Annotated in this window: 27 protein-coding genes and 1 pseudogene; 4 read left to right on the top strand and 24 right to left on the bottom strand. The window is 37.7% G+C overall.

Annotated elements, in window-relative coordinates; translation table 11 throughout:
• Positions 1 to 7: 7 nt before the first annotated feature.
• The 5 genes from AABM38_RS09960 to AABM38_RS09940 all read right to left on the bottom strand — a co-directional run bounded on the left by AABM38_RS09960 (position 8) and on the right by AABM38_RS09940 (position 3,104).
• Complete coding sequence (locus AABM38_RS09960) at positions 8 to 478, bottom strand: GNAT family N-acetyltransferase (protein WP_423410222.1); 471 nt, start codon at positions 476 to 478, stop codon at positions 8 to 10.
• A 12-nt stretch (positions 479 to 490) separates the two neighbouring features.
• Positions 491 to 1,222 (bottom strand): class I SAM-dependent DNA methyltransferase, encoded by a 732-nt coding sequence (locus AABM38_RS09955; protein WP_423410221.1) that lies wholly within the window; start codon positions 1,220 to 1,222, stop codon positions 491 to 493.
• 135 nt (positions 1,223 to 1,357) lie between these two features.
• Positions 1,358 to 1,819 (bottom strand): GyrI-like domain-containing protein, encoded by a 462-nt coding sequence (locus tag AABM38_RS09950; protein ID WP_423410220.1) that lies wholly within the window; start codon positions 1,817 to 1,819, stop codon positions 1,358 to 1,360.
• Positions 1,820 to 2,012: 193 nt separating this feature from the next.
• Positions 2,013 to 2,573: a shikimate kinase gene (locus tag AABM38_RS09945; protein WP_423410219.1), complete on the bottom strand. Its 561-nt coding sequence runs from the start codon at positions 2,571 to 2,573 to the stop codon at positions 2,013 to 2,015.
• Between the two features lie 120 nt (positions 2,574 to 2,693).
• Positions 2,694 to 3,104: a VOC family protein gene (locus tag AABM38_RS09940; RefSeq protein WP_423410218.1), complete on the bottom strand. Its 411-nt coding sequence runs from the start codon at positions 3,102 to 3,104 to the stop codon at positions 2,694 to 2,696.
• A 139-nt stretch (positions 3,105 to 3,243) separates the two neighbouring features.
• Between AABM38_RS09940 and AABM38_RS09935 the strand changes: the two genes are divergently transcribed.
• Positions 3,244 to 3,711, top strand: coding sequence for a hypothetical protein (locus AABM38_RS09935; RefSeq protein WP_423410217.1), 468 nt, complete (start codon positions 3,244 to 3,246; stop codon positions 3,709 to 3,711).
• A gap of 40 nt (positions 3,712 to 3,751) precedes the next feature.
• Here the strand turns inward: AABM38_RS09935 and AABM38_RS09930 are convergent, their stop codons facing one another.
• From AABM38_RS09930 to AABM38_RS09865, 14 genes and pseudogenes are all read right to left on the bottom strand, one after another.
• The gene (locus tag AABM38_RS09930) at positions 3,752 to 5,026 is read right to left on the bottom strand and encodes a histidine--tRNA ligase (protein WP_423410216.1); all 1,275 of its coding nucleotides are present in this window, start codon (positions 5,024 to 5,026) and stop codon (positions 3,752 to 3,754) included.
• 239 nt (positions 5,027 to 5,265) lie between these two features.
• Entirely contained in the window at positions 5,266 to 6,669 is a 1,404-nt protein-coding gene (locus tag AABM38_RS09925; protein WP_423410215.1) for an HD domain-containing protein, read from the bottom strand.
• Between the two features lie 63 nt (positions 6,670 to 6,732).
• Positions 6,733 to 7,176 (bottom strand): hypothetical protein, encoded by a 444-nt coding sequence (locus AABM38_RS09920; protein ID WP_423410214.1) that lies wholly within the window; start codon positions 7,174 to 7,176, stop codon positions 6,733 to 6,735.
• 13 nt (positions 7,177 to 7,189) lie between these two features.
• On the bottom strand, positions 7,190 to 7,657 hold the full coding sequence (locus AABM38_RS09915) for a hypothetical protein (protein WP_423410213.1): 468 nt from the start codon (positions 7,655 to 7,657) through the stop codon (positions 7,190 to 7,192).
• 20 nt (positions 7,658 to 7,677) lie between these two features.
• On the bottom strand, positions 7,678 to 8,016 hold the full coding sequence (locus AABM38_RS09910; RefSeq protein WP_423410212.1) for a hypothetical protein: 339 nt from the start codon (positions 8,014 to 8,016) through the stop codon (positions 7,678 to 7,680).
• A 121-nt stretch (positions 8,017 to 8,137) separates the two neighbouring features.
• Complete coding sequence (locus AABM38_RS09905; RefSeq protein WP_423410211.1) at positions 8,138 to 8,506, bottom strand: DUF2500 domain-containing protein; 369 nt, start codon at positions 8,504 to 8,506, stop codon at positions 8,138 to 8,140.
• Between the two features lie 209 nt (positions 8,507 to 8,715).
• Positions 8,716 to 9,273 (bottom strand): isochorismatase family protein, encoded by a 558-nt coding sequence (locus AABM38_RS09900; protein ID WP_423410210.1) that lies wholly within the window; start codon positions 9,271 to 9,273, stop codon positions 8,716 to 8,718.
• Between the two features lie 41 nt (positions 9,274 to 9,314).
• Positions 9,315 to 9,845 carry a GNAT family N-acetyltransferase gene (locus AABM38_RS09895; protein WP_423410209.1) on the bottom strand — a complete coding sequence of 177 codons (531 nt, stop codon included), beginning with the start codon at positions 9,843 to 9,845 and terminating at the stop codon, positions 9,315 to 9,317.
• A gap of 61 nt (positions 9,846 to 9,906) precedes the next feature.
• Positions 9,907 to 10,035: pseudogene (locus AABM38_RS09890) on the bottom strand (DNA mismatch repair protein MutT); the annotation flags it as partial.
• 30 nt (positions 10,036 to 10,065) lie between these two features.
• Positions 10,066 to 10,536, bottom strand: a complete 471-nt coding sequence (locus tag AABM38_RS09885) for an NUDIX hydrolase (RefSeq protein ID WP_423410208.1) — start codon at positions 10,534 to 10,536, stop codon at positions 10,066 to 10,068.
• 150 nt (positions 10,537 to 10,686) lie between these two features.
• The gene (locus AABM38_RS09880) at positions 10,687 to 11,061 is read right to left on the bottom strand and encodes a VOC family protein (RefSeq protein ID WP_423410207.1); all 375 of its coding nucleotides are present in this window, start codon (positions 11,059 to 11,061) and stop codon (positions 10,687 to 10,689) included.
• Between the two features lie 48 nt (positions 11,062 to 11,109).
• A complete protein-coding gene (locus AABM38_RS09875) occupies positions 11,110 to 11,877 on the bottom strand; it encodes a Nif3-like dinuclear metal center hexameric protein (protein WP_423410206.1) in 768 nt (255 codons plus the stop codon).
• 116 nt (positions 11,878 to 11,993) lie between these two features.
• A complete protein-coding gene (locus AABM38_RS09870) occupies positions 11,994 to 12,563 on the bottom strand; it encodes an MEDS domain-containing protein (RefSeq protein ID WP_423410205.1) in 570 nt (189 codons plus the stop codon).
• A gap of 194 nt (positions 12,564 to 12,757) precedes the next feature.
• A complete protein-coding gene (locus AABM38_RS09865; RefSeq protein ID WP_423410204.1) occupies positions 12,758 to 13,930 on the bottom strand; it encodes an FAD-dependent monooxygenase in 1,173 nt (390 codons plus the stop codon).
• Between the two features lie 192 nt (positions 13,931 to 14,122).
• Between AABM38_RS09865 and AABM38_RS09860 the strand changes: the two genes are divergently transcribed.
• Genes AABM38_RS09860 through AABM38_RS09850 form a run of 3 tightly spaced genes read left to right on the top strand, consistent with a single transcriptional unit; the run spans position 14,123 to position 14,942 of the window.
• Positions 14,123 to 14,272 carry a hypothetical protein gene (locus AABM38_RS09860; RefSeq protein WP_423410203.1) on the top strand — a complete coding sequence of 50 codons (150 nt, stop codon included), beginning with the start codon at positions 14,123 to 14,125 and terminating at the stop codon, positions 14,270 to 14,272.
• A 14-nt stretch (positions 14,273 to 14,286) separates the two neighbouring features.
• On the top strand, positions 14,287 to 14,514 hold the full coding sequence (locus AABM38_RS09855; RefSeq protein ID WP_423410202.1) for a hypothetical protein: 228 nt from the start codon (positions 14,287 to 14,289) through the stop codon (positions 14,512 to 14,514).
• A 20-nt stretch (positions 14,515 to 14,534) separates the two neighbouring features.
• Positions 14,535 to 14,942 carry a histidine phosphatase family protein gene (locus tag AABM38_RS09850; RefSeq protein ID WP_423410201.1) on the top strand — a complete coding sequence of 136 codons (408 nt, stop codon included), beginning with the start codon at positions 14,535 to 14,537 and terminating at the stop codon, positions 14,940 to 14,942.
• Between the two features lie 405 nt (positions 14,943 to 15,347).
• Here the strand turns inward: AABM38_RS09850 and AABM38_RS09845 are convergent, their stop codons facing one another.
• From AABM38_RS09845 to AABM38_RS09825, 5 genes are all read right to left on the bottom strand, one after another.
• The gene (locus AABM38_RS09845) at positions 15,348 to 15,809 is read right to left on the bottom strand and encodes a DinB family protein (RefSeq protein WP_423410200.1); all 462 of its coding nucleotides are present in this window, start codon (positions 15,807 to 15,809) and stop codon (positions 15,348 to 15,350) included.
• Positions 15,810 to 15,845: 36 nt separating this feature from the next.
• Positions 15,846 to 16,424: an O-methyltransferase gene (locus tag AABM38_RS09840; RefSeq protein ID WP_423410199.1), complete on the bottom strand. Its 579-nt coding sequence runs from the start codon at positions 16,422 to 16,424 to the stop codon at positions 15,846 to 15,848.
• Positions 16,425 to 16,510: 86 nt separating this feature from the next.
• Entirely contained in the window at positions 16,511 to 16,876 is a 366-nt protein-coding gene (locus AABM38_RS09835; RefSeq protein ID WP_423410198.1) for a cupin, read from the bottom strand.
• Between the two features lie 154 nt (positions 16,877 to 17,030).
• Positions 17,031 to 17,375 carry a DUF952 domain-containing protein gene (locus AABM38_RS09830; RefSeq protein ID WP_423410197.1) on the bottom strand — a complete coding sequence of 115 codons (345 nt, stop codon included), beginning with the start codon at positions 17,373 to 17,375 and terminating at the stop codon, positions 17,031 to 17,033.
• A gap of 25 nt (positions 17,376 to 17,400) precedes the next feature.
• Positions 17,401 to 17,868, bottom strand: a complete 468-nt coding sequence (locus AABM38_RS09825) for an NUDIX hydrolase (RefSeq protein ID WP_423410196.1) — start codon at positions 17,866 to 17,868, stop codon at positions 17,401 to 17,403.
• Positions 17,869 to 17,881: the final 13 nt, after the last annotated feature.

The raw sequence follows: 17,881 nt of genomic DNA, 5'->3' as shown, positions 1-17,881 counted from the left end.
TTCGTGTTTAGTTCATTTTAAAAACACTTATATAATAATCCTCTTCAGGAAAATCACCTTCGTAATGGAACCCATTCTCCTGATAAAAGCTCTTCAAATTTCCGTTCCCTGACCAGCAATCTAAATACAATGCTTTATCCTTTTCTCTCACGTATCCACATGCCCACTCGATAATCGCTCGACCATAACCATTACCTTGATATTCAGGAAGTATAGCAAGTTGATATAAATATTGGCTGTTGGGTTGGATCTCGCAAACACTTAGACTATCAATATTTTTGATGCCAAAGGTACCGATTATCCGCTCATCGACTGAAACGGTGTATAAATAGCTGGATTTTATCTGGTTCAAAATCTCATTCTCATTCCATGGATATTCCCATTGTTTGATTCCTTTATTATGTAAATCTAGAGCAGTCTCATTTAAAACATATACAAGTTTCTTATAATCATCCGCGTTTGCTAACGTGATTCTCATGGTCCAGACTCCTTATTTAACACATGAAAACATGAGGACTACAGGGATTCTCTTTCTTCTCTGATATTCGCTTTCGCTGCTGAAGTTTTCAGCATTTGGAGTTCCTTCCCTCAGATCCTCGACTTTAAAGCCTGCCTGCTTCAGTAATCGAAAATACTCTTCGGTAGTCCGATGGTATTTGATTACCTTTTTGCCAATCCATGGCTCAGCTCTTTCTCCCTGGTTAAAATAGTCATCGACAATCCAGTCCGTTCTGGAGCCCGAAGCTTCTGCACTTTTCGCAGAAGAAGTTAGGACGGGGTGCTGGACACTAAAAACAAACTTTCCGCCATCCACTAGAGTGTGATGAACTTTTTGAAAAACAGTATCTAGATCAGTTAAATAATGCAAAGCGAAGCGTGAAAGAACTAAATCAAATTGTTCTGTCAGAGGTTGCCATTCTTCCATAGGTGACAGTTCAACTTTCCCCGCTTGACCCTCGAGGTTTTTTGCCGCCAATTGAGCCATATTTTCTGACCCTTCAACACCTGTGTAGCTTAGACATCCTCGTTGGAGAAGATCTAGACCAATTTCTGCATCCCCACAGCCTAAGTCGCATACCCTTTTACCTTTTACATTTCCTATAAGCTTGAGTAAAACAGGTTTTTCGATGACATTATTAGGACTCTCCGGTCTTGTTCTCCGCTTCATGTAATTCTCGAAAAATTCCCCTTCATCATAGGCAGACGACCCTCTGAACTCCATCCATATTCCTCCAATTAAAAAGAATGACAAATCTTTAATATCTTATCATAATTCAGAATTGTATCAACGAAAAAAATTAAAAACCGCAAAATATTTGCAGTTTAATTAGATTAACTATAAAAATCCTCTATCTTGTTATTCATTTATTTTTAATGGAATATAAACCTCAACATCCTCTACATCATCCTGGACAGGGTGGTAAACTTCAATGATATACTGTTCAGGAGTGGCACGATCATAGCTTTGTTCAAGAATCCATTTATCTAATACCGAATACAAATTTCCCATCTCTGTGCCTTTGCCTTTAATAACGGCATAGCTATGCTGAATATGCATGTATTCCATACCTTCAGGAACAAAATCGTTGTGTTCATTCACCAACATACCAACGAGAAATATTCCTTCTAGCTGAGTTGGCTGTTTTGGAGGCTCATAGACCGTCACTTCGAGTCCTGTGTTATTCGGAATATCCTTTGCATATTCTAAAAATTGCTGTGCAGCTTTTGGCACTGTTTCTCCATAGTCATTAAAATAGCCTTTATGCTTCATGCCAATTATTTTAAAATCTTTTGTAACTACTTTGCACATAAACATCATCCTGCCTCCTGTAGTCAGAAAAGGTATAAAGACCTTAATGTTACCTCCGCCAATTCCATTTTGATTTGCATGAATTCTTTTTCTTTATTCTCGATTTCTCGTTCCAGCTTTTATTGCCCTGCTGCAAAATTCATCTCCAAAATCTCCTCCATACTCTCACCTTATTTTCAATTCTTCCTTTTCCTCTAAAAATCTATAATTCGAAAATCTCTTTGATCTTTTTCGCCACGTCTTCCGCACTCATTTTTGTATTATTTATCCTCATGTAGTTTTCTTTTTTGATTTCACCTTCAAAGGAATTCAAACGGTATTGATCCATTGACTTTACTAAGTCATTTTCAGACCAAGTAATATTACGCTTTGATGGCTTATGTTCTAGTCGATGAGGGCTTTTATTACGAACGAGTCTTTCTGATAGTTCCGCTTCCAGCTCTACGAAATAAACCGTCCCACCTTTAGACTCGAAAATCCGGGAGAGACTCTCCACATAATCCCAGTCCTCCTGCAAATCGAATGCCCAGACATATGTAAAAATCAAACCGTATAAATCACTTTTCGCCACCGCTTCAAATATCTCCCGGCGAAATAAGGAAACTAGCCTTTTTCCCTCCTTAGTGCCGTAATTGAAAAACGGATTCACTAAATCTATTGTCATATGATTATGAAAAAGCTTTAAATCTGTTATTTTTTCTAACTCATGCCCAACAGTCATTTTACCAACTGCCTGCGGTCCAAATATTAATACTAACTTCATATATCCTCCTGATATTACTACTATATTATTTCTACGATGTATCATTTTTTATAAAAGCTAAACATTCTACTTGATATTCCCCGTATATTTATCCTTTAACAACAATTTCATGTCAAGAATTCAGAGCAAATACCTCTTTTTAAAATCCGGGCTCAGTTCACTCCAAACATCAAACTTATTTCCATCCAAGTCGTAAAAAACAAAGTTTTTCCCTGCATGACCCCTGTCTTCAATCTCTCCCACGTTTAAGCCCTTCTCGAGAAAATCATTATGTAATTCGGTAAGTGCCTCTATACCATTTACTTCAAAAGTTAAAATAAAATGCTCTTCACCATGGATATCTACAAAATTCGCACTCTGCCCGACAGACCTTACTAAAAAGAAACTCATACTTGCCATGTTTAGGATTGCTTTTTCATTATCCTGATAGCTGATCTCGGCATTCAATTTTTCTGCATACCAATCTGAAGAAACTTCCACATCATTTACCGGAATGTAAATGGTACCTACTCTTAATAATTGTTTGCTCAATTTTCACTACCACCCTTCATTTAAAGGATTCGACTTAAATAGAAATTCCCCTTTCTACTTAACTATAATTTTCCAATTCATAGATTGATTAAGGTACCTAAGAAATGTTAAAATCCAATTAATGGAAGGTGGTAATCCAATGAAGAATTTGATTTTCACGGCTGTTCTTTTATTCTTATTAACTGGCTGCACCAGTGAAGAGGCAGAAACGAAGAGCACAAACGATACCCAGTTGCTTATCCAGGAAATTCAGAAGCTAAAAGATGAATTGGCAGAAAGGCCGAATCTAAGTGCTGATCAATTAAGAGAATCCATGAATCTATCCTTGGAAGCATTTAATGCCATGATCAAAAAAGATTACAATTATTTACAATCCATTTCCGATTCGGGTGTTACCATTAATAGGGCTACAAATTCCTTTCACTTCGAAGGCCGCCATAACCAAGACTTTATCAACGGAATGGATTACAGCAAACTTGAATATCGCTTCCATGATAGGAAAAACGAAAAGATTACAGTCGGATTTGCAGAAAATAGCATTGAATATTATTTTGAATTCATTCAAAAAGACGAAACAATGCTGCTGCATACATTCACGACTAATTAAACAACAAGCACTCTTTTAATAAGAAGAGTGCTTGATTATTTTAAAATGGAATTACCTCAGTTCTTTCCTCCCCAGTAATCATATCTTTAATTTTCATTACATTCTTTTTCACTTCTTCTTCTCCAATAATTATTACCTGCTTCACTTTTTCCTTGTTCGCTTTCTCCAGCGCTTTCCCCAGCTTTTTGCTTCCCAATTCCAGCTCTACTTTATATCCCTTGTCACGTAAGTATTTTGCAAGTAGTAAGCATTCCTTTTGGGTATTAATCGGGATTATATAAAAATCCAGATCAGATTCAGCCCTCTCATTCAACTGACTCATCGCCGTATATATGACATCCAATCCAAACGAGATCCCTACAGTAGAAAAGCTCTCATTTGAGCCAATCAATCCACCGATTGCATTGTCATACCGGCCGCCGCTGCCAATACTTGATTTAATCCTTTTATCCATTAAGAAAATCTCATAAATCGTTCCTGTATAAATCTCAAGACCTCTTGCTAAAAATGGATTGAATACACATTCCCCGTCAATTCCAAGGAATTTCAAATACTCCTCTAGCTCTTTTAATTCAGCCAAACCTTGCTTTAATTGCTCACTTTTCTCCAAGTATTGGTCAAAATATCTGTAGCACGCATTATTTCCATTCGTTAAAAATTGTTTGATAAAAGTGACCGTTGATGACGGCAGTCCTTGCTCTTCCAGTTCAGATAAAACTGCCTCCAATCCGACTTTCTCGAGCTTATCCAGAATCAAAACTACTTTATTGATTTTTTCAGAAGGTGTTTCAGATGCTTCAAGTATTCCAGTCAGCAATTTGCGATTGTTGTATTGGATGGTTATATCCATATCTAGTTTTTTGAATGCGTCAAAAGCCATCTGCATCAATTCGGCCTCTGCAATTTGTGATTCCACTCCCACAATGTCCACATCACATTGGGTAAATTCACGGAACCTTCCTGCCTTGATCGGTCCATCCCTGAACACCTTACCGATCTCGTATCTTTTAAAAGGCATTCTTATCGTAGGATTCATCGCAACAACCTTTGCAAACGGAATTGTTAAATCGTATCGTAAGGCTAAATTTCTTTCTCCACGGTCAGATAATGTATACATCTCCTCGAGAATTTCCGCACCGCCGCCATACTTGGAGGCTAGCAGCTCAGCATAATTTAAAATCGGAGTCTCAAGTGGCTTGCAGCCGTACTGAATAAATAAATCCTCCAATGTTCTTCTGATTTTCCGTCGCAAAATCTCTGCTTCTGGCAAGTAATCCTGTGTACCTTTAACATTTTGATAATCCATTTTTTTCATTTGCCATTCCTCCATTTCGTTATTTAAAATAAAAACCGCACTGATTAAAGTTAAAAACTTAATCAATGCGGTTTCATGAGAAATAGCCTTCCTATGTTCGATTTAAAAAAATCGAATAGCAAGGCTACTTGATATGAAGATGGAATTTGGAAACTGAAGTTAAATTAATTTATCCAAACATATTTTACCACTCCTAATTTCCATTTAATGTAACACAATGAACAAGTATAAACAATATTTTATGAAAGTAATTCCAAGATTTCTTTCCGAGCCTTAGAAGTATGTGCGTGGTTTAACCAATTTTCATTCACCATATCCCAACTTTCTAGCATGACTTCAACTATGTCCATGTCTTTAACTAGGGTACTTAACGATTTTAGCTCACCGTTAATCCTCACACCGGACATTTTCCTTGCAAGCTGGGGATTCAGGTTAAATGCCAAGTCTAATGCTGATGCACCTTCAGGCAAGAAAACTGCATCCATTTTAGGAGTGAAAACTGTAATATCCCGCTGCAGTAATTCAAAGGATATCAATTCGTAAAACTCTATCGGATCATTCGATACCGATTTGACGGAGGGGATTGTATCACGCAGAAGCTCTGAACTTAATTTTCGAAGTTCCTCATCCCTGCATTCTCTGTTCAAAAAACTAAAAACCCCGTATTGCTGTGTTTGTTTTACACTTTCTGTTTTAATTTCAAATTTAACTTCTATGTTATTGATGTACACCTTGGTTGTTAAATGTCGTTGGAACGGACTTTTTTTAATGGCGATTTGGTCTTGAAACTGATTTTCCACAGGCTGAAATAAGCCATGGATGATTCCGAGTGCTGAATAACAATGGAGTGGAGAATCCGCGATGACTTCGACAGTATATAAATCAGAAAGCGAATATCCTCCTTGTAAAAATGAGTAAGCTTTATAGATTGGTGTATCGACCCAATCAAAGTTAAGCTGCAGCTCCTGCATGGCGGACACCTTTATTTTGCTCATGCTAAATTCAAACAAATCCGCAAAAATCACGCTATAGTTGTCAAGCAGCTGCCTAACTCCTTTATATTTTGTGGGATTCAAATACTTAAAGCTTAATTCATCCAATTCTTTTTGCATTTTAAATAAGCCTAAACGTTCGGCCATTGGTGAAAAAAACACTAATGTTTCATTCGCATAGGGTACTTGTTTTTCTACTTTTTTAACATCAAGGGTTCTCATGTTATGCAATCGGTCTGCTATCTTCACGATTGCAACTCGGATGTCACTAGCAGACGCAGTCAAAAGCTTTTCAAAGTTGCTTGCACTATATTTTCCCTTTTCAAGTAAGCCTTTTTCCAGCTTAGTTAATCCATCTACAATCTCAGCAGCTTTGTGACCAAATCTTTTTTCGATATCTTTGATGGAAAAATGGGTATCTTCTGCAACATCATGAAGTAAGGCGGAGATTAAGGTAGTCGCATCAGCTTTATAATCCAGTAATATTTTGCAGACTGTATAGGGGTGAATGATGTAGGGTTCGCCAGTTTCTCTTCTCTGTCCACTGTGGGCCTCTTCCGCAAAATCGATTGCTTTGACGAATAATTGCAGGTGTTCTTTTGTTAAATATAAGGCCGCATTTCTTAATTCTTCTTTAATTTCATTGATCATAGCATCCGCTCCAAAATAGTTTCCCTCATTTTACCATTTTAGACACGGCTGTTCATAGCTTTTTTAGCTGCCAGGCTTCCTCAAAAACCAAAGATGCCAGCGCATATACAACAATGCCCCAAAGTAATATGGCGGAGAATACCAAGGTTTCCAGGTGAAATAATTTAGAAAATGGACTTTAACAAACGCAAGCTCAAAAATCATTGAAATAACACTCCATGCGGCCGCATACAGAAGAAAGGGCCTGAGTTTTTCAGGCATAAAATTGAGAAAAATAATGCCAAAGGATGCCCCAAGAGTCAGTTCTATCATATGCACGCCTAGCTGCACTCCAGGACCTGCAAGTTCATACAATTTAAAATAAAAACTAAAAACAACATCCGTGCTTAGATTGATTAAAGCGATCACACACCAGCTTATATATATTTCTTGCTTCGTTAAGTTCTTTGGCATCACCAAGATGATAACAAGATTAATAAAAAGTGTCAGATATGGTAACCAGTACATATTGTAAACCACCTTATGCGTTACTCTTGCTGTCGAGAAAACTAATCCATTTATAAAACCCAAGCAAAAAATATAAAATAATAGGATCCGCAATTAGTGAATACTCTATTTTCCACGACCCATAATGGAAGTATCCCCATGGTTGGGGAAGCAAAGCTGCAAGTTCATATAGAAGGATGACAGCGACAAATAAAGCAACAAAAAGGATTCTTTTAATGGCACTTTTTCCAAACGGATATAAATTCAGAAAAATAATATTCACTGGGGGGATTAAAATAGTTCTCGGGATTAAACCTGCCCAATCAACCCCAGGTGTAAAGTACCAGTAGCTATGAAATTTGAACTCCACAATTAAATCAAAAACATTTTGAAATGCGATTGTAAAGGTCCAAATCTGGACAACCTGGCTCAATGTAAGTTTTTTGTTTACTTTAACTGCTATAAGATTAAATATGATTACTGAAATTAATAGTCCGACCATAGGCAAATCCTTTATATATATTATTTGTCTTTCCCTTTAATCTTCTCTCGGATGCTTTCTAGCTCTTCCATAGACAGATTACCTAGGGATTTTTTTATTTCTTCTTCAATTTTTTTCCTGTTCTTCTCTTTATATTGATCCCACCACTCCTGCAAACCCTCAGTATTTTGGAGAAGGTATTCAATATCAATTACTTCCACTTCATCGTCAGATAAATAATTCAGAACTGCCGCAAGCAGGCGATTGAGATTGTGAATTTCAGTTTTCTCCTTGGTTTCCTCGTCTCCATCTTCAAGCGGTACTTCCTCACCTCGTTGCTTCTCTGTATTTTCATTGATTACTGCTGACTTTCGTGGCAAGGTTTCTCCTCCTCTGTTGATTTTTGTAAATAGTATTTCCTAAATATCTCAAACCATTAGGAATTCATTAACAATTTAAGACATAAAAAAAAGAGCTGCTCAGCAACTCATTGATTAATCATTATTCTTCATACCGATACCGGGTAAATCCTAAATATCTTGTGCCCTGAAATTGAAGTTCTCCCTCGTCGCCTTCTACAAGCTGGCCATACTCGCGGCCATTCACAAGAAGCTCCAGTCTGTCCCCGCTTTCGAACTCAAAAGTAACAAAATAACTATTGTGTGCATTCGTTTCTCCGCCGCCATGAATGCTCGTTCTTTTTGTGACTACTTTTGAATTTGCATTTAAACGCGGCTGATTATTATTCTTACTCCAAGTTGAGATTCCGTTAATGATCGCAAAAATAAAGAAGCCAATCACAATGACAAAGATAACCCCTATAAAAATAGGTACAGCTGTAAACATAAAGTCACCTGGTGCTTCCACCATCTCCAATTCCCCCATTCTGATTAAACCAACTAGAAATGCACTTAGTAAATTTACGTTACCAGGCTGGGAAAAGATTCACTCTTTTTTACCGTATACCTCAATTATTAACAAAGCAGCAGCTGTGTAACATAGTACTACTCATACATTTTCAAGATCATTTCAGATGATAAAGATTTATTTCATCTATTCGTTGATTAACTCTTCGTTCCTTACTTGTATTCTAAATGCTTATGTTCAAATATATCCTCATGTGAATCCCTTACAAATACAAAATGATCAATATTATCGAGTCCGTGCAAATTGCAATTATGGTGAGAGATGATTTGCTCAGCTCTCAAAACCTTATTATCTGTTGTTGAATGACCATCTGCCACTAACGTAACATCATAGCCAAGAGTGGTCGCGCTTCTTGCAGTGGTGTCCACACAATACTCAGTCTTCACCCCAATGACCACTAAATGTTCACATTGCAATTCGTCCAAGGTTTTTTTGAGACAAGTCATGAAAAATGCATTTGTAGCTTTCTTCTTTATGACAGTATCCGTTGTTAATGGAAGAATGTCAGGATGAATGCTATGCTGTTCAGGATTATCACTTCCAACATCTAGATCTTGAATATAGACAACCGGCACATTACTTTCTCTGGCATTTTTAATCACATTTGTCATCACTTGCATTAGCGCTTCTTTTTTATAAACAGGCCCGATGGAAGGACCCTCAATGATCCCCACTTGTGCATCTATCACTAGTAAGACAGTTTTGGACATCTATTTAATTCCCCCAGGTAAAAAGATAAATTGTTAAAATTTTATTCGCAAATTGATATTCTGATACCTTTAGATTCCGCAAAGAGATTCAGATGAAGGATAAACATTTCTCCTTCCCTTCCCAGTGCTCGAATCCCTTTATCAATAAAACCGCCGTTCAAATACACCTTCTGAGCAATCTCATTTGCATGATTAACAGCCAGGATGATTTCATTTTTTGTTGGGAAGTGCTTTCTTACAAATGACGGCAATAAACTCATTGATTTTTTTGCTATTCCCTTCCCCTGAAAAGTTGCATTGACGGAATATGCTCGTAAAAGAATTGCATCCTTATTATCACTAAATTCCTTCGCTCCCTCCCTGCCGTGAAGTACAAAAAAACCCGCCAGCTCATTGCCATAAAAAATGACGACAGGATGACGTTCACGATCCATTTTACACATTATTAAAGCTTCAAGAGGCATCGCCGTATATTTTTTCTGACTATCATGCAGATCGTAATCTTCTAATAAAGCAGTATATTCTGGCTTGAAAAAATCTAATGAAACAGATTCCTGTTCAGTAATGGACATAACTGTTTTACTCCCCAATGCTTATGAATTGATCGTTAAGAAGTTTCAACAATACTTTCTGAAAATACAACTTTGCCCCCGGGGGAATATATCCCTTAAAATGGTCATGCTGACGATCGAGAAGCAAAACCATATCTTCATTTTGAATCATACAAACTGTCCAAATTTTATAATTTATGGCATTACCCATGGTTTCTCCTCCATTTTGTCAGCAGGACTTCTAGTTTTCTCTGTTTCCTGAAAGCTGCTTACTAAAAATATCTAATGCGTAGATTTCTTTCTTCAATAAACTGTTCGCAATTTTCCTAATAACAGATTCATCCCTCAGTTCGCCGTAATCATTAGTTAATATTCCCTCAATAGCGACCCATTTTGCATCTGCTATCTCATCCTCTTGGAGCTCTAGAGCACCTCCGATAATTTCACCAGTAAAATGAAATAGGATGACTTGATCATTAGAACTGCTTATAAAATTATACACACCGGTTGTGCCCGTAAGACTAACATCATAACCAGTTTCCTCTTTTACTTCCCTGCAGGCAGCATCAAGAATGCCTTCCATATACTCAATACGACCTGATGGAAAATTCCACTTATTATACGCACTTGGCTTCTTTTCCTTGATCATTAATACTTTCTTTTCTTTAAATATCGATACACTCGCAACTAAAACAATCGATTTTTCAGCCATTAATTCACCCCATCTTATAACAGCATTTATTGGAACTATCCAAGGGTATTTATAAATTTCAATTTATTAGTTTCCAATTAGATTGTTCTGAAGAGTTTGCGATCAGTGATCTTAACCTCCAAAATTATCAAACCAAATGTAGTTATCCTTCTACAAAATGATCGTTTTGAATGTGTCTTCCTTTTTATATTCAAAGAAACCTAGGCGATTTCCCCAAGGGTCAGTGAATGTTGCCCATTTAACAGGTACATCTTCTCTAGTGAAAATCTCAAAGTAATCTACATTTAACTCATTTATCATTCTGTTTCTGGTTTCCTCTATTGATAATACGCCTAACCGAAGAGGTCCACTTCCTTCAGATGGTGCACCCTCAGCCACTTGAAGCCAACATTGGGGCAAAAGCTCCCACTCTGCAAAGCCTTCATGAGGAGTAAGATCCGGTTCTTTATTTAGTAACGATTTATACCAGTTTAATCCTTCGCTAAAGTTTGATACCCGTAACTGGTAAGTCATCTCATAAATCATAGAATATCCTCCTTTCAAAAACGTGGTTATGAGCGATTTCAATTGTAATTAATCGTTTGGGCCTAATTCAAAATGACTTTCATTCAATCTAACAATTTTGATATCATCATTTAAATCTTGCATTTTCCTCGCTAAACTTTCTACGCCGAAAATTTCTGTGTATGTATGACTTCCGACCAAAAGGTTTATTCCTGCGAATTGAGCGTACTGGATTGTATAAAGGGTTGCTTCACCCGTAATATATGTATCACAGCCTTCATCAAAGGCAGTTTTTAGATGATTAGTTGCATGACCTGCCCCTGTCAGTACACCAACCCTTTTTATCTCTTTATCATTATTTCTCCATGCTCTGATGGGCTCACTTAATTCATTGGACATTTTGTCCACGAAGAGATCGAAACCCAGAGGCACCTTAAACTCACCTATTCCGGGAGTTTCACCGCCCTCTGTAAAAATAGAAGGTTTCAATAATTGGTCAACACCTAATTTGTCCATAAGCGATGTGCATGTCCCAAAATCTATATAATCTAATGGGCCGTGAATCCAAAAATGGCTGATATTATGCTCAATAAGTTTTTTCATACATTCCTCTCTTAATCCATAAACAAAATCCCAGGCATCATGATGCGTTAACAACAGATCTGCATTATTTTCCGCAGCCTTCGCAATGATCTCCATCGATAAGTTAGTAGAATATCCAATTACCGATATAGTATTATTCGACCTATTGGTGAAACCAAAGTCGTCATCTAATCTTTCCAATAAATCGTGATGAAATAATCTTTTTATAGAGTCTTCAAATTGCTCTAGGTTCATATTAAACACCCCCTTCTTTCAATTATTCTAAAAAGAGTAGTAAATTCCTGCTATATTTCCAAAATCCAACATTTCCATATAAAAAAAGCTGCCAATCGGCAGCTTCAACATTTTATTTAAATGGTTTTTTGGTCCCTCAAATAATGTACTTGATCATCAGTAAGCATGATTCCATGGCATCTAATCAGGATTTCTACTAGTTCTCGTGGTGTCCTGTTCGCATCATAAGCACAAACTGAAATGACCCCTTTATCTTTTATATGCATATCAACATCATTTTCATATTGTTCGATGCTATTCGTAATATCATTACCGTCAGACCATTCAATCAGTCCCCATGTGCAGACTGGAACTTGTGATTCTAAATAAGGCTCTATAGTTGTTTTGAAATAATCAAAAATGGTCTGAGCATGGAAATCCCCATTTGCATAGTAAAAATCAAAGTTGTTAATAAAGTGTACAGTTTCAAACTGTTCATCATTTAAGATATCTTTCAAATTCGAATGCAAGCTAATGATATTCCGATCATTTTCAACCACAAAGACGTGAGAACCATTTTTAACGGTAGACACAATGAAATGCAAGGCATTTTGGAGGTATTTCTCCTTATCACTAAAATGATAAAAAATATGCCCCTGATTCGTCTTTTCAAGATCTTTCATAAGCTCTGCCAGAAAATTCTCCATAAAAACTATCCCCTTACATAACAACTACCATGTATTATAGCATTTTTCGGTTGAAATTATTCTATGATTCTATAATTAGTACTTATTCCTTATATAGAAACTCGTAAACTATTTACAGTAAAAATAAATCTTTACAAGTTAAATCTATATCCGTCTATTTGAGTAATCATGACATTATACTCTTTGCAGCCTCTCTACAATTCATGTCCAACTACCCATTTAAGGCGCTTAATTTGGATAGAATCCGGAACGATACGCAAAAACATGTTCCTGCTCGCAACAGCAGCTGAATGCTCCAGCTGCATAACATTGCCCATCATTCTCGATCCATGTACTATTTTTGTGGTTCGGGGAATTCTTATTTCTTCGTATTTGCTGCAAGCTTTCCGAATATCATTAGGATTTTCTTTAAGACAACGGACGAGAACAATTGCATCTTCCATCGCCTGCGCTCCACCTTGCCCAAGGTTTGGCAGCATAGGGTGCGCTGCATCTCCAAGCAAGGTTGCTTTTCCTTTGCTCCATGTATTGAGCGGTCTTCGATCAAAGATATCATGAGTAAGTATGTCCGATTCTTCTGTTGAACGGATAACCGCTTTGATAGGCTGCCACCAGTCCTTAAATAATTCCATTACTGTCTTTTTTCTTTGTTGAGAATGGACCAGTGTACCTTGCGGCGCATTGATGGCAGCAAACCAGAATATTCGCCCTTCACCCAGATGAGAAAAACCAAATCTTTTACCCTTACCCCATGCTTCAAATCCTCCGCCCAATTCAACGGGAAATCGGGGATCCTCGAAATGTGAAATGCCGCGGAAAGCTGAAAAACCAGAATATCTCAGAGGCATTGATTTAAATAGGCTATTTCTCACTTCTGAATGGACTCCATCCGCTCCGATCAGAAAATCTCCTTGAAATTTCGAGCCATCTCCAAAAGCTGTTTCTATATAGGATTCCTTCTCTTCTATATGAACTAACTTCTTGCCTAGTTCAAGTGTGCCAGGGTTCAATTTTTCATATAAAATTCTTTGCAGTTCTGATCGATGAATTAAATAACTGTAAGATCCATATTGCTCTGCCTGTTTATGGGTCGGCACATTCACGATCAGCTTGCCATCCCATGTTCTGATTTCCGCTTTTTTTACAGGAGAACCAGCCTTGCGTACCTGATCTACCACTCCGAGCTTTTGCAATGCTTTCATGGCATTCGCAGCCAGCACGATCCCTGCGCCCATTTCCTTTAGCTCGGAAGCTCTCTCGAATACTTTAACCTTCCCGCCCAGCTGCTCGAGGGCAATGGCAGCTGAAAGCCCGCCGATTCCTCCTCCAATAATGATCGTATTCGGCAAATTCACAGTTTTCACCATGGTCATCCCCCCTATTTGAGGTGAATTGTATCTTTATACATTTTATTGTTAAAGGTTGTCTGCTTTGTCGCCGTTCTTCAATGAATGGCTTTCTAGTTTAATATTAATATATCATCTAATCATTTAAATTCGCATGGAATAACACAGCTTACAGTGTTAAAATATGGTAACTACATTTAGGGGGCTATTAATATGGACAGACCAAGAGCCTTTGCAGCGATTATAAAAGATAACCTTATCCTTATGACAAAGCATATCTACCCTGATAAAACCTTTTGGACTCTTCCCGGAGGAGGACTTAGGAAGGAGAAAGTTTTAAGGACGCGGTTATTCGCGAGGTAAAAGAAGAGGTGAATTTGGATGTAGAAGTCGTGAGTTTTTTATTCACCAGGCAATACAACGGCGGTGAAGAAAGATGTTATTTAGTTCGCCCTTTGGACGATAAAACGCCTCAGCTGGGGTACGACCCTGAGTTTACCGCTGATGAACAAACGCTTACGGAGGTAAAATGGTTTCCAATTGTAGTTATGAAGGAAGATTTACATGTTTCAAGAGTGATAGAAGCAATGAAAATAGCTTTATGATTTTGTAAGGAGATAAAACTATGGCAACGGAAATATATATGGTTAGGCACGCACATTCCATCTTCACTTTAGAGCATGAAGAAACACGCGAACTCTCTGAAAAAGGCTGGAAGGATGCGGAACGAATTACGGAAATTTTACTAAAAGAGGATATCGATCATATCATCTCAAGTTCTTACGTAAGAGCTAGGCAGACAGTTGAAGGGCTTGCCAGACATCTACTAATGAATATTGAAATCGATTCACGTTTTCGTGAACGTGATTTAGCAGCAAGGGACCATTATTTTGAAAACCCCTCTGAAGCGATGCAAAAGGTATTTGCTGAGCCACATTTCAAATTCCCTGGAGGAGAATCAATTCAGAGGTTCAGCAGCGAGGTGTCTCAGCGCTTCGTGATGTGGTTTCTAAATATAAGGGTAAAAAAATAGCCATAGGCATCCACGGGAACATTATGACTTGTATCATGCAATTCTTTGACCAACGTTATGATTATGAATTTTGGAAACAGACCACCAAGCCAGATATATACAGGTTGACAATTAATGACCAATTTGAATTGATTTCATATGACAGGCTTTGGGTGCCTGAAGAATCTTTAACACACAATTAAGGCGTTCTTCCTGGAACGCCTTTAAATTCTCTTAGTAATTTGATCAATGATCATTAAAGAGAAAAATACTAATTAAAATAACCTCCAAAATCCCTAAAAGGGAACCTTGAAATGTAAAAGATAGTAGCTATACATTAGAGTTATTACAGTATCTAACCTAACAACCCGATTCTTCATGTTAGTTTGTGTTATTTCCTTAATGCTTTCATTAAGTATTAAGATTTCAATGAACCCCATTACTAGGATTCCAAGAACCCTGCTCTTTTCGAATATGGACTATTTGGCCAATATGATAGGTTGTGTGAATCGTTAGATGGGTAAGATCTGCGACCCATTGCTGCAGCTTGTCTTCCTGCGAGTCTTTTACAGAAATGATCCATTCAGACATGATGTGGTCAATCGTTTCTACAGTTGACTGCCAGCTCCTATGGGCATTTTCAGTAAAGGTATCATCATTGCTTTCTACCCCTTTAGGATTGGTAATCCCATTAAAGCGGTTTAAATATCTCTCATTATAGTAAATTAAATGATTCACGATTTCGTGGATGCTATTGGCCGAGTTCTTCGTTTTTTCTGATGCCAATTCTGCAGTTAGTCCCCTGAGAGCACTTTGGATTGAAACAAACCATGTATCATGCTCATGGCAAGCCTTCAATTGAGCTACAAGAATTTCTTTACAGTTCATACAGCTATCGCCTCCTTCATATAGATTTGAGTAATTTCATCTTACCCTGGTAGCTAAAATAGCCGCAGTCGTTGAAGTCAGATAAATTTCGGTGGAGGATAAGCTTGGATGATTCAGCCAGAACTCGCGAACTGGATCATGTTCCCCCCGCCATTCTTCCGGCCAGTGCTCTTCGGGTGTAAAATCATCCATAAATAACAGTCCGCCAATCCCTAAAATCTCAATAAGCTTATCCCCTTCTACAGATTTTACGATAGCCGCATCCGCGAAAATAAACTGAAACGGACCTTTATCACTGATTTCTTTCCAATCCCCATTAGTGAACTCTGCTTGTGGATGCCTAATATGCTTTTTTACTGAATCCACTCTTTTTATATCAATATCTATTGATGTAAATCGGACTTCTGGCGCTATGGATGATAGCATCCAAGAGCTTCCTACTCCAAGCCCGGTTCCTACCTCAAGGATTTTCCCTTCTTTCACCTGCCCGGCCAAAACCCTTAATAATCTTCCTGCTTCATCGGTACACGAATGACTGAAATCGCTTCGCTCTGCCAATGACTTGGCGACCTGAACTAAATCAGGATAATAGGTATTTGAACGATATTTACGCACCGCTATTTAGACCCCCTTTTACTTTTCATGAACAACTCTAACCTAACCTCATCCATCTTCAGAACAAGTTTCATTTCATCATTTCCTCATAGATCCATATTCGCAACAGCCATATATGCCGAAGGGTTCAATTCATCACTTTCAATCACTAATGCTGTCATTCCATGTTCCGTTTTCGTTTCATGCCACTCATCTTTATTCCAGAACACCGCCACACCCTGTTTCACTTTGTAAAATTCTTTTGATTCACTGCAAACATATCCTTCTCCGCTCAATATCAGGAGAAGCTGAAGTTTTGTAGCCTGATGGTAGCCGATAAGACCATTTTTATATAAATGCATGACTCCAATGGAGGTCGGAGTTTGATTCCTTGCTATTCGTGACAGGATAAAATCTGATTCGTACATTGTAATATGCAGACCTGTTTCTTTTCGAAAATCATAAAATTCCATTCGGGACCTCCAAACAACCTAATTCGGTTTGCTTCATAATCATAAGTTACCGTCTTTCATTACCTAGATTTAACAATTCGCTAAATGGATTACAATTCCTTTCATTTTTCACATAAAAATAAGCAGCCTGTGAAAAGCTGCTTTCATATTTTTTCTATCCTTTATTAATTTCTAAAGGCAGCTCAAAGGAACCATCTTTTGATGGCTTTATAGCCACGGCCCTTATTACCGCATCCAAATTCAAAGGACCATAAATATGGGGAAACAACATGCCAGTATTGGCTGTGTCTTCATATATAACTCTCTCTTTTACCTTTTCAGCGTCTATATATAAAAGCATTAAATCAGTGAGTCCTGTAAAAAAGGAGTTGGCTACCCAATTTACCTGCTCTAGAGTAGAACAGTGTATAAACCCCTCATCGTCCAAACTCGACGGAGTATGAGCCCCTTGTAGTTGTGCTCTTTTCCATTCATCTTCTGAAATAATATGTAAGATCACATTTGTCTCCTCGATTCTATATGTTTTATTTTCTGACGATCAAATGCTGTGGAATTAACGGCAGTTCTAGAAGGGCGGCTTTAAGAAATTCAGGATAAAGTATTATTTCTTCAAGCTTCTCAACTGGAACCCACTGATATATTAATCGTTCGCCCTCTTCACCATAAAAGGGTTCGGTGCTAAAAGTAAATCTATCATCTACGATTTCAACCTGATAATATAGCCCGATTTCATGATAATTTTTATCATTGTAATCAAAGAAATTTTCCGTAAACCAAAGCAAGCGCTCCACTTTCGCATCAAGTCCTAATTCCTCTTTCACTTCTCTGATGATACTAGTCTTAGAATCCTCCATAACCTCCACTCTTCCTCCAGGCAAAGCCCAGTAAGAATCCGTTCCTTGTCTGTGAATCAGCACGTGACCATCCTTCACTATAACAGCCGCAACCCTATAATTAAATACAGCACCATCCAAATAAAACGTCGCATCCATTTTCAAATCCCCC

The organism is Heyndrickxia sp. MSNUG (assembly GCF_049532715.1).
In the GTDB taxonomy this organism is placed as follows: Bacteria; Bacillota; Bacilli; order Bacillales; family Cytobacillaceae; genus Mesobacillus.
Note: the sequence above shows the minus strand (reverse complement) of the source record. Positions and strands in the feature narration are given on the sequence as shown.